The organism is Ignavibacteria bacterium (assembly GCA_016873775.1).
Classification (GTDB): Bacteria; Bacteroidota; Ignavibacteria; order UBA10030; family F1-140-MAGs086; genus JAGXRH01.
The window spans coordinates 1-12454 of record VGWC01000067.1 but is presented as its reverse complement, the minus strand read 5'-3'; the positions used below and the strand labels follow the sequence as shown (position 1 = coordinate 12454).

Below are 12454 nucleotides of genomic sequence, written 5' to 3'. Positions count from 1 at the left end.
TGCCGAAAAGATATTCGCAACCATACGCCGCAACAACTCCTACCGTAAACGGAACAAGAAGCAATATCATTTGCGGCGCGCGAAATTTATTAAAGAACGGTAAATACTCGAACAATATATCATAGATGAAAAAGAATTTCCCCCATGAAATTACAAGGAGAAATATTGAAAGTGCTGCGAAGAAGATTGTAATTTTGTTCCGATAAAAAATAATTGCAATTGCGGCAAGAATTAATGGAACAATTCCGATGTACACGCTCGATTCCGTGAACGGCATCCATCCCCAATAAAACGGCGACTGAAAACCAAAAAACGACGGAACGAAATATGTCAATGTTTCCAACGGATGCACTGACCAATTCGTTGCATAATCTTTATTTAATCCGCCGCTCACTCCCGTTTCTCCTCCGCCGCGAATCGAATACTGTGAATATTCGTACGTTGACAAATAAATAAACGCAGAAATTGCAAACCCAATAATAAACGCTGCGACAAAAAATCCGCTCTGTGCAATTGCAATTCTTCGATGTTCCTTAAAACTGAACACAAGATTGTAAAAAGCAAATAATCCTACGCACATAAATCCATAGTACACAATTTGTACGTGATTTGTCAAAAGCAATGTTCCAACAGTTACAGATAGTATTCCCATACTCAATAGATTTCTTTTCTCAAAAACATATTGCGTAGCAAGAAATAAATACGGAATGTAACTTAACGCCATCAATTTTGAACCGTGTCCCGCTTGCCCCATTCCTACAATGAACGGACACAACAAAAATGTTATCGCAGATATCAGCGCGGAAAAATGTCGTAATCCCAAGTAACGCACAAAAAGATACACACCAACTGCGCCGAGAAAAAAGTGCATTATCATCCAACTCAAATCCGAAAAAAAGAATAAAAGTTTTGCAACACCTTTCACAACCATCTCTGCATAATTGATGTCTTTTGCAAGATACATCAAACTACCGAACGACGGCATTCCGGAAAAAATGTACGGAAACCACTGCGGCTCGATATGTTCTGTTTCTTCAAGAATTTTTCCAGCTTGCGTTATCGCTTGCGCCGATGCCGTATCACCGCTATCCGAAAAAATTTCATTCTGAAAAACAACTCCTGAAAACATTACGACAGTTACCAGATAGATCAATCCTATAACGAGAAAATCTTTTTTCATCGGCGAAAGCGAAGAAAATATTCCCGATGGTGTTTGCTCTTTTACATTAGTTTTTTTCTTTGGAATTTTTGCCATTGTATTTTTTTAGTTAAAGTATTGATTTTCCGCCGTCCACTGCAAACGTTTGTCCTGTGATGTATTGAGAAGTTGTTGCAAGATAGACGACAAGCGACGTTATATCGGAAGGAACGCCATATCGGTTCATGGGAATAACATTGGCGTTGTCAAAATAAGAATTATCATCTTCGCTCATCGCAATTGTCCCCGGAGCGATTGCATTAACGCGAACATACGGCGCAAGTTCTCTCGCAAGGATTTTCGTAAGTTGAATGACCCCCGCCTTCGCTACGGAATACGCAAGAAATCCTTTCCACGCTTTTATCCCGCCGACTGAACTGATGTTCAGAATTGTTCCGCTGTTCTGTCGTTGAAAAATTTCTGCTGCTGCTTTTGAAACAAGAAACACACTTTTCAAATTGGTTGCCAGTGTTTTCTCCCACCGTTGTTCTGTTGTTGAAAAAAGGTTCGACGGTTCAAATATTCCTGCGTTATTCACGACAACATCTATTCTTCCAAATGTTTTTTTAATGCTGGTGAACATCCGTGCAACGTCACGGCTGTTTGATACATCTGCTTGAACAAGCAAACATTGTTTTCCTAATGTTTCAATTTCTTTTTTCGTTTTCAACGCATCTCGACGCGATGTTTTGAAATTCACGACAACGTCAAATCCGTTTTCCGCAAGCGCAAGAGAAATATATTTTCCCAATCTTCTCGCTCCGCCGGTAACTAACGCAATGTTGCGATGCGCGCGTATTTTCATAATAGCGTTGTTATGTTTCGACAAATTTCTTCAAGATAAACTTTATCCGTTTCGTCAAAATTATTCAAACGAAAACTGTCAATATCAAGCACGCCGTAGAGTGTATTATTCTGAAAGAGAGGAACAACAATTTCCGAACGCGAATCCGCATCGCAACGAATATGTTCGGGAAACGCATCTACATCAGAGACAATGAGAGTTTTTTTTTCTTGAGCAACAGTTCCGCAAACTCCTTTGCCAACTTCAATACGAATACAAGGAGGTTTTCCTTGAAAAGGACCAACAACAAGTTCATTTCCTTTCAGTACATAAAAACCCACCCACGAAAACGTCTCAAATTGCATTTTGAGAAGTGAAGCAATCATTCCAAGAATAATTCCTTCGTCGTTTTCTCCTGCTATCAACGATTGAAATTGAGAAATCGCCTCTCGGTATTTCTCTTCTTTCGAACCGTGCAGTGTTGATACGATTGTTTTCACATTGTTACGAAATAAAAATGGAAGGAAAGAAAAGTTTTGATTAAAAGAAATCGTACGTGCGCCCACCAGGACTCGAACCTGGAACCCGCTGATTAAGAGTCAGCTGCTCTACCAATTGAGCCATGGGCGCAAAAACTGAACATACGATACGTGAAGAAAAAATTTTCTTATCGTTGCTGAATCGGAACAGAAGGTGTGTTCCCTTGAATAGCGCTATCCGTTGTAGATGTTTGTGAAGGCAGGAATAATAGATTGATGAGGATGCACAAAGCAATTAACGCTCCGGCTAGTACCGCAGTTGCTTTGCTTAAAAAATCTGCAGTACGGCGCACGCCAAACATTGTTCCTACTTGTCCTCCCGCCATAACGCCTGCAAGACCTCCTCCTTTGCTTGCCTGCATCAATACAGAAATGATGAGTAGAAAACTAACTATAAATAAAACAATGAGTGATAAAGTGAACATTCTGAATAATATAATTTGTTTAAAAAAAATGCGAGTTGAAAATACGAATTTGTGAATGAACATTCAAAAGTTTCAGCATAAAACCATTCATCATAAGAAACATTTTCCCTCTCGTTTATAATAATTTATTCCTTGATTATTTCTTTATTCTTTATGTTTCTTCGCGTGTTCTTTTCGAACTTGACATTTATTTTTAAACGCAAAGTAGCGCAGAGGTTATTTCATCAGCAAAAGTTTTCTCGTTTGCGAAAATGTTGGTGTAGAAAGTTTGTAAAAATACACGCCGCTCGTTAATCCACTTGCATCAAACTGAACTTCGTGTTCGCCTTCTTCGAGTTGTTCGTTGTTTAAAAGCGTTGCAACTTCTTGACCGAGAACGTTGTAGATTTTCAACGTTGTTTGTAAGGGCAATTCATGAATTGCCCCTACGGGAATTTCAAATCGAATCGTTGTCGTCGGATTAAACGGATTCGGATAATTTTGCATCAAGAAAATTTTTTCCGGTTCCGTTTGTTCAAAGGAAATTTCCGGAATCGTATTTTCTTTACTCGTTCCTCTTCGCAGAAATTCTACCTGGTCAATGGGAATGGAATCTTTGAGGATAAACGGATTCCAACTCACGGTATCAAACGGCGCGCGAAATGCGGCGTTGATTTCAATTAACGCGCTTGCAAGTTTGTTGTATTCTTCCGATGGCGTGAAAGTGTAGTAACGTTTGTAATACGTGAGCATTGTATCACAATACGCGGAAATTTGTGAGAGTGTTTTTCCTTGTATCGTCAATCGCTGTGTTACAAACGTATCTGCTTTTACCGGATTATCGTAAATCAAATTGCCGAAATCGGGATTCGTCATACTATCTTGACTCATTGCAATATTCACTTTCAGCGCAAGCAATTCGCCGACGAGTAAGTTATTGTATTTATCTACTTTCGGATTTTTCAATTCCTTGGAAAATATTTTTCCGCCGATGCTGTCATATCCTCGCGCTGAACCGGCGTGTGTTAAAAACTTCTGCACATCTTTTGAACTTCCAATTATGCGAAACCATCCATATCTCTTCATCGAATCTTTGACTGTTTGCACAATGCCAAGCACCATTCCTCCGGGATATTTCACGCTTGTTTTGTCTTTTATTTTTTTGAATTGTCCTGTAACAAAAAGAGTATCGAGAACATTACCCGCCGTTGGTGCAGATTGCGGTCGTGGTATATTTTTCACTTTCTTTACTTTTGCCGCAGGTGTTTTTAAATCTTCTTGCGAAAACGTGCGAAACTTTATCGAATCCAAGTGATATGTCGTGAATGTTACATCATAACCATATACCGAGCCGCTTAATTCATTCGCGGCAACGACACGATAATGATATGTTGTATTTGTGTCCAATCCCACGAGTTGTGAAACCACTGAAACCATAGTATTTCCACTTACGGGGCTTGGTGATGCAGCAATAGTGTTTCCGTATTCTGTTGTTGTTCCCCATTGAAATGTAACTGCAGTTCTGATACCATTAGGGTTGATATATCCATTAAGTCTTGCACGCCTTCCTCCAACACTTGTTGCAGGTAATGTTGAAAGCGTAACACCTTCATACTCCTTGAACGTTACGCTTATGGTATGAATTGCTGTAACATTATAAAATGTATAACCATCAGTTGAATCAACGAACACACCATCAACGAACACACTATCTACGGAATAGCCCGTGCCTGGAGTGAAAGTAAATTGTTGACTTAACCCGTACGTAACCGATACATTTCCCGATGGAGAGATACTTCCGTTTGCGCCGGCAGTTGCAGAGATTGTGTATTTAGGGGGCCAACTATTGAGATGATACAACGAATCTACTTGCGTTAGTGTGAGTGCGTGATTGTAAATGCGGATATCGTCAAGTATTCCATTGAAAGGATTATGTTGGCTCGTCGTTGGGTCAGAACCAACTCTGAATGTAGAATTTGATGCAGTGTTGTATGTTCTAGATGCAGAGGTGTCGTTTACGCCGTTAATATAGAATGTACTCGTAGAACCATCATGGGTAAACACTATGTGGTACCATGTATTATCATTAAAAATCATAGTTGAATTTAAATCATTGTTGTATCCCCAAAATGTAATTTTCCTTTGCACCCCGCCGCCGCCCAAAACAAACCAGCATTGCTGACTATTACCACCTGCTCCCCATCCAAGCAAATCTTTAGTGACTTGAGCCATATTGGAACTGTAAATCCAAAAACTAATTGTACGACTATTGTTCCCAGTAGGGAAAGAATTAGCCGCGGCACTAACAAAAACGCTGTCATTGCTTTCGTTAAAACTATACGCACTATTTGCATTGCCAAATCTATCAGTTGTAGGTGTTGCACCGTTGTTTGTGCCGTTATTACTGTACTCGCTGGAATCGTTTGCATTGCCAGAGAAAGGATAATATGCAACGAGTGAAATATTATTGACATTCTTCAAAACAGAAACTGTTCCACTTGAAGAGGAATTTGCAACGACAATATCGCCATCACCATCGCCATCTATATCGCTCACAGAAACTGATACCGGTCTTGTACCTGTTGCATCATCAACTTTCTCCGCATAGGTGCCATCCCCATTATTCTTCAACACAGAAACTGTATTTGAAGTATAATTTGCAGTTACAATATCGCCATCACCATCGCCATCTATATCGCTCACAGAAACGGAAGATGGGCTACTACCTGTTGCATAATCAAATTTCTCCGCATACGTGCCATCTCCATTATTCTTCAACACAGAAACTGTATGTGCACCCCAATTTGCAACGACCATATCGCCATCACCGTCGCCATCTATATTGCTCACAGAAACTGATACTGGTCTTTTTTCTGTTGTATAATCAACTTTCGCCGTAAATGTTCCATCCCCATTATTCTTCAAAACAGAAACTGTATTTGAATTCCAATTTGCAGTTACAATATCGCCATCACCGTCGCCATCTATATCGCTCACAGAAACTGATACTGGTCTTGTTCCTGTTGCATAATCAACGTTAGCCGTAAATGTTCCATCCCCATTATTCTTCAAAACAGAAACTGTATTTGACAAGTAATTTGCAGTTACAATATCGCCATCACCATCGCCATCTATATCGCTCACAGAAACTGATACTGGTCTTTTTTCAGTTGTATAATCAACTTTCGCCGTAAATGTTCCATCCCCATTATTCTTCAAAACAGAAACTGTATTTGAACCATTATTTACAACGACAATATCGCCATCACCATCGCCATCTATATCGCTCACAGAAACTGAAAATGGATTACTTCCTGTTGTATAATCAACTTTTGCCGTAAATGTTCCATCCCCATTATTCTTCAAAACAGAAACTGTATTTGACAAGTAATTTGCAGTTACAATATCGCCATCACCATCGCCATTTATATCGCTCACAGAAACTGAATATGGATTACTTCCTGTTGCATAATCAACTTTAGCCGCAAATGCACCATTAGTAGCATTTGCAACAACTGTAAATTGCCACAGCAACGGTGTCATAACAATATCGCTCCCATTTTTTATTTTGTTAGTTACATTTACCGTAATAATGTCACCTTTCATAAAAGGAGTATTGGGAGTAAATGTAACTACTGTATTACTATTGGTAAATGCAAACGTCCCCCGGCACCTTCCGCTTGTCTGTCCATATACCAAAAACGAGGAAGTGTCGTTAAATGTTGTGGTATTGATCGCTTGCGCAAACGCAACCTGTATTGTAGCGTTCGGTTGCACGTTCAACGCATTTTGCACAGGAGAAACGCTTGATTTAAACTTGACAGAAATGGTATGATTTGCTATTACATTATTAAACGTATAACTAACCAACGAACCAACAAACAAACCATCAACGAACACACTATCTACGGAATAGCCCGTATTCGGCGTGAAAGTAAATTGTTGGTTTGCTCCATAATTTACATTCACATTTCCTGACGGAGAAATTGTGCCGTTGCTTCCTGCGCTTGCAGTAATTGTGAAAGTAATTTTAAACTTGACAGAAATGGTATGATTTGCTGTTACGTTATTAAACGTATAACCAACTAACGAATCAACGAACGAACCATCAACAAAAACACTATCTACGGAATAGCCAGTATTAGGTGTGAAAGTAAATTGCTGACTTGCTCCGTAATCTACACTCACATCTCCTGACGGAGAAATTGTGCCGTTAATTCCTGCGCTTGCAGTAATTGTGAAAGTATTTATATTAAACTCGACAGAAATTGTATGATTCTCCGTTACGTTATTAAACGTATAACCAACTAACGAATCAACAAGCAAACTATCCACAGATACACTTTCTACGTAATAGCCCGTGCCTGGTGTAAATGTAAATTGCTGACTTGCTCCGTAATCTACACTCACATTTCCTGACGGAGAAATTGTGCCGTTGCTTCCTGCGCTTGCGAAAATAGTAAACGTATTTATTTTAAACTCGACAGAAATTGTATGATTCTCCGTTACGTTATTAAACGTATAACCAACTAACGAACCAACGAACGAACCATCAACGAACACACTATCTACGGAATAGCCCGTATTCGGGGTGAAAGTAAATTGCTGATTTGCTCCGGGATCTACACTCACATCTCCTGACGGAGAAATTGTTCCGTTGCTTCCTGCGCTTGCAGTAATTGTAAATGTATCATTTACATTCTTCAAAACAGAAACTGTATGTGAAGCAGCATTTGCAACGACAATATCGCCATCTATATCGCTCACAGAAACTGAAGATGGATTATCTCCTGTTGCATAATCAACTTTCGCCGCAAATGCACCATCAGTAATTTCATTCTTTACGGTAAATTGTGAAGTGTTTGGTAGTATGCTTACATTATTTGCATCTGTTATTTTATTTGAAACATTTACAGAAATTTCATCACCTTTTTTCAATGGAATGTTTGGAGTAAAGGTAGCAATGTTGTTGAACATCTTCGTATTGTCATTCCCACGCAAGTGGGAATCCATTTTTCCCACATCGCTTTGGTTTCCCGTGTTCGCGGGAATGACAGTTTTTGAAAACTCAGATGAAAACGAAAAACTTCCTCTATATCTTCCGCTTGTTCTCCCTGTTACAATAAACGATGTTGTATCGTTAAATGTGGCGGGATTCATTGCTCGATTAAATGTAACCTGTATCGTAGCATTCGGTTGCACGTTTAGTGCGTTTTGCTCAAGAGAAACATTTATCACCTGTGCAAATACACAGGGAGTATGCAATAGCGTAAAGAAAAATAAAAGTGCAGTAAATAGTAAGTGTCTATTATAGAGTTTCATAAAGTTTGCTTTCAGTAATTGTGTAAGACAAGTTTGTCAAAGACTCATTGAGAAACTTGTTCTACGTTATTAATTAAAAAACTTGTTGTGTCATTGTTCAATCAGCGTAAAATCTGCAAGAGCAATCTGCGAACATCAGCGAGAAAAATTTCGCGCAGAAAAAACTTATGTTTTGTGAATTGTTCCTTTTATCGTTGTTCCTTAATCTGTATCAATGGCATTCAAGTCATTTTGCCAAATCACATTCGGCATCATTTTTCGCATACCATACACCGTTTCGCACGTATCGTTCATCCCAATAATCAGTACCTTCATATCTTCGCGGAGTATATCGAGCCGTTTGTCTGACTCGTCTAATCGTTTATTCGTGGCAATAGATTCTTGACGCAACGCTTTTATTTCGTCAAATGTTTCATAGCGAAGTGACTTAATTTCTGTTACTATTTCTCGTAAAATATCATCTGTCATAATTGTATGTAGTAAAAAACTTTCGGGACGAAAATACTGAACTTCCAGAGCAACACAAAACGGTATTTGCATCGGTATTGTATTACTGTGCAATGGCAAATGTAAAATAAAAATAGTATTGTGTTTTGTTATATAAGGAGGTTTATTTTCTTTTCTTGCTTCGCTTTTTTGAATTCATATATTTTGAATGAATGAATACTGAAACTTCAGCAGTGAAATTGTTTTCCATACATTTTCAAACGCAGGGAAGTTAGAGAAAATAGCGGCGCTGTGGATTCTCACAAACATCTATTCACGCCTTACCGATACAACGAAATCATTCGAATACTTATCTGAAGCAAAAAAAGAAATTGACATCATTTCGGAAAATATTAGCGATACAACTATGCGCCGTTCATATAGAACGAATGTGAAAATCAACAAACAAATACTTGCCGAAGCCGAACGACTAACGGCGAAAAAGTAATTTGTTGGGGATAACGATTGGAATAGTTTCGTTACAAAAAAATTTCTGCGTTAACGAAATTGAAACTTTGGTTCATCTTTTTTTTATTGTTACTTCAAAGAAACTTTGAAACCACTTCTACTTTTTCGTATTTTTTCATCGCAATTTTTCAAACAATGTCAGACGTACTCACACTTCCCGAAACCGAACTCATCGAAGAAAGCGACAATGATGTTCTCGTTGAAGAACCGGCAAAAGTCATTCTGTTCAACGACGAAGTGCATTCGTTCGATGAAGTGATTGGGCAAATCATCAAAGCAATCGGCTGCGACATTCACAAGGCGGAAGCATTAACGTGGGAAGTGCATTTCAACGGAAAAGCAGTGGTGTTCAGTGGAGAAATGATTCGCTGTTTGGAAGTAAGCCACGTGCTGGAAGAAATTCAATTGATGACGCAGATTGAAGTATGAAAATAGTAGGTAAGTAGTTGAGATGATGAGTATTTGAGAATGTTAGTAGTTTAATATGTTAGAAAAAGTAATTGGTCATTTGTCATTCGTATTTCAATCTTAAATGTAAAATATAAAATCTAAAATTGTTCACATCAGCAATCTAAAATCTCATTTTAATGACATCACAACAAATACGACAAAGTTTTTTTGATTTCTTCGCATCGAAGCAACACAAGATTGTTCCGAGCGCAAGCGTTATTCCGCACGATGACCCGACGTTGCTTTTTACCAATGCGGGAATGAATCAATTCAAAGACGTTTTTCTGGGAATGGGAAAACGTGATTACGCACGCGCCGCCGACACGCAAAAATGTATTCGCGTCAGCGGCAAACACAACGATTTGGAAGAAGTTGGACGCGATACGTATCATCACACATTTTTTGAAATGCTCGGCAATTGGTCGTTCGGCGATTACTACAAAAAGGAAGCGATTAGTTGGGCGTGGGAATTATTGACACAAATTTGGAAACTTCCCAAAGAACGTTTGTGGGCAACGGTGTATAAATCCGATGACGAAGCGTTTGAACTTTGGAAAACTGTAACCGACATCAATCCTTCGCACATTCTTCGTTTCGGCGACAAAGAAAATTTTTGGGAAATGGGAGAAACCGGTCCGTGCGGTCCTTGCACAGAAATTCATTTCGATAATCGCGAAGACATTTCCACTCCTGCGCCGGTAAATGAAGGAACAGCAAACTGCATCGAAATTTGGAACCTCGTCTTTATTCAAAATAATCGAGGTGCGGATGGAAAACTTTCACTTCTTCCTGCAAAGCACGTTGATACGGGAATGGGATTTGAAAGAATTTGCGCAGTTCTTCAAAACAAAAAATCGAATTACGATACGGATGTTTTCACACCAATCATTCTTCGCATTGCAGAAGTAAGTAAGAAGGAATATTTTTACACGCTCGATGCGCAAATCTCAAATCCCAAATCGCAAACCGATGTTGCAATGCGCGTAATTGCTGACCACGTTCGCACGCTAACATTTGCTATTGCTGACGGAGCAAATCCCTCGAATGAAGGCCGCGGATATGTACTGCGAAGAATTTTACGCCGCGCATCTCGTTTCGGAAGAAAATTGGAGTTGCACGAGCCGTTTATTTACAAAGTGGTTGAAACAGTTGTACAACAAATGGGAAGCGTGTTTCCCGAAATCATTGAAAAACAAAAACACGTTGAGCGCGTAATTAAAAGCGAAGAAGAAAGTTTCAACGCAACGCTTGATAGAGGGTTGGAAATTTTTGAAGAAGTGGTTCAAGACTTGAAACAATCAAAAATATTTCCCGGAGAAGAAGCGTTTAAACTTTATGATACATTTGGTTTCCCATTGGATTTAACCGAGTTGATGTGTGAGGAACGTGGATTAAAAGTGAATCTTGGAAGTTTTGCTCAATTAATGGATGAGCAAAAACTTCGCTCGCAAAAAGCAACATCATTCAAAGTTTCAATTGAAGCAGATGTTCCTCAAGAACATTTAAATTTAGAAGAACATACGGGATTTACGTATGATGCACTCGAAATAGAAACAAACGTTTTGTATTGCGACTCTCAAAAATTTCTTTTGAAAGAAACTCCATTTTACGCTGAATCCGGTGGACAAGTGAGTGATACTGGGTTTCTGAAAATCAATGGAAAGGAAATCGAAATCATTGACGTAGTGAAGAATAATAATTTGCATTACCATGTTACGAAAGAAACGCTCCAAAAAATTTCTGAAACAGAAAAAGTTTTTGCAAGCGTTGATAAACCGCGCCGATATTCGATAATGCGCAATCACACCGCAACACATTTGTTTCATTCTGCATTGCGAAAAACAATTGGAACGCACGCGCATCAAGCCGGCTCGCTTGTTGAACCGAATCGTTTGCGGTTTGATTTCAATCATTACAATAAACTTTCTGAAAACGAATTGCGCGACATCGAAACAATCGTGAATGAAAAAATTCGTGAGAATATTTCTTTGCAACATCATCGCAACATTCCATTTGATGATGCAAAAAAAATGGGCGCGCTGATGTTCTTCGGCGATAAATACGGCGACAATGTGAACGTGGTGCAGTTCGGCGATTTCAGTTTGGAATTTTGTGGTGGAACGCACGTGAAAGCAACGGGCGAAATCGGTTACTTCAAACTGCTGAGCGAAACGAGTATTTCGAGTGGTGTGCGAAGAATAGAAGCAATCACGGGAACAACCGTTGATGATTTTGTGCGCGACAGAATGAATATTCTTGAACGCTCGAAGGAATTACTCAACGTTGATTATCATTTTGTTGCAGAAAAAATTTCACAACTTATCGAAGAGAAAAAGAAACTCGAAAAAGAATTGAGCAAGTATCGTTTGCTCTCTGCCGGAACAATGCTCGATACGTTTGTAAAAAATGCAACGTTGCATAACGGCATTGCAATCATTGCGGAAAAAGTTACTGTGAGCGACAGCGAAGAAATAAAAAATCTCGGCGATATGTTGCGCGAGAAAATGAAAAACGGTGTTGGAGTTCTTGCTTCTGTAATTGACGAAAAAGTTTCTCTCGTCTGCGTTGTAACCGATGACGTTATCAAAGAAAAAAAATTGCAAGCGGGAAAAATTGTCGGCGAACTCGCAAAACAACTTGGCGGCGGCGGCGGTGGAAAACCTCACCTCGCAACTGCGGGCGGAAAAGATGTTGCGAAGTTGGATGGAGTGTTAAAAAGTTTTAAAAAGTTTGTTGAAGAAATATTGAAATAATGTTTCGACTTCATTTCGCTTCGCTCCATTGCGCTCAACACGACAAGTTC

8 protein-coding genes and 1 tRNA gene are annotated in these 12454 nt (G+C 39.2%); 2 read left to right on the top strand and 7 right to left on the bottom strand.

What is annotated here, in order from left to right; genetic code table 11:
• The 7 genes from FJ218_08935 to FJ218_08905 all read right to left on the bottom strand — a co-directional run.
• Window positions 1–1255 (bottom strand): YfhO family protein (locus FJ218_08935; GenBank protein MBM4167022.1); only part of this gene is annotated, 1255 nt, incomplete at its 3' end.
• Between the two features lie 13 nt (window positions 1256–1268).
• Window positions 1269–2003 carry an SDR family oxidoreductase gene (locus FJ218_08930; GenBank protein ID MBM4167021.1) on the bottom strand — a complete coding sequence of 245 codons (735 nt, stop codon included), beginning with the start codon at window positions 2001–2003 and terminating at the stop codon, window positions 1269–1271.
• Window positions 2000–2368 (bottom strand): GAF domain-containing protein, encoded by a 369-nt coding sequence (locus FJ218_08925; GenBank protein ID MBM4167020.1) that lies wholly within the window; start codon window positions 2366–2368, stop codon window positions 2000–2002. The genes FJ218_08930 and FJ218_08925 overlap by 4 nt, the downstream gene beginning before the upstream one ends.
• A gap of 171 nt (window positions 2369–2539) precedes the next feature.
• Window positions 2540–2612: transfer RNA gene (locus FJ218_08920), tRNA-Lys, on the bottom strand.
• Between the two features lie 37 nt (window positions 2613–2649).
• Window positions 2650–2946: a preprotein translocase subunit SecG gene (gene secG / locus FJ218_08915; protein ID MBM4167019.1), complete on the bottom strand. Its 297-nt coding sequence runs from the start codon at window positions 2944–2946 to the stop codon at window positions 2650–2652.
• A 216-nt stretch (window positions 2947–3162) separates the two neighbouring features.
• Window positions 3163–8247, bottom strand: coding sequence for a T9SS type A sorting domain-containing protein (locus FJ218_08910; GenBank protein ID MBM4167018.1), 5085 nt, complete (start codon window positions 8245–8247; stop codon window positions 3163–3165).
• Between the two features lie 201 nt (window positions 8248–8448).
• Window positions 8449–8787 carry a hypothetical protein gene (locus tag FJ218_08905; GenBank protein ID MBM4167017.1) on the bottom strand — a complete coding sequence of 113 codons (339 nt, stop codon included), beginning with the start codon at window positions 8785–8787 and terminating at the stop codon, window positions 8449–8451.
• 549 nt (window positions 8788–9336) lie between these two features.
• On the opposite strand from FJ218_08905, the gene FJ218_08900 reads away from it, so the two are divergent.
• Window positions 9337–9630: an ATP-dependent Clp protease adaptor ClpS gene (locus FJ218_08900; protein ID MBM4167016.1), complete on the top strand. Its 294-nt coding sequence runs from the start codon at window positions 9337–9339 to the stop codon at window positions 9628–9630.
• 158 nt (window positions 9631–9788) lie between these two features.
• On the top strand, window positions 9789–12404 hold the full coding sequence (alaS, locus tag FJ218_08895; protein ID MBM4167015.1) for an alanine--tRNA ligase: 2616 nt from the start codon (window positions 9789–9791) through the stop codon (window positions 12402–12404).
• The last annotated feature ends 50 nt before the right edge of the window (window positions 12405–12454 follow it).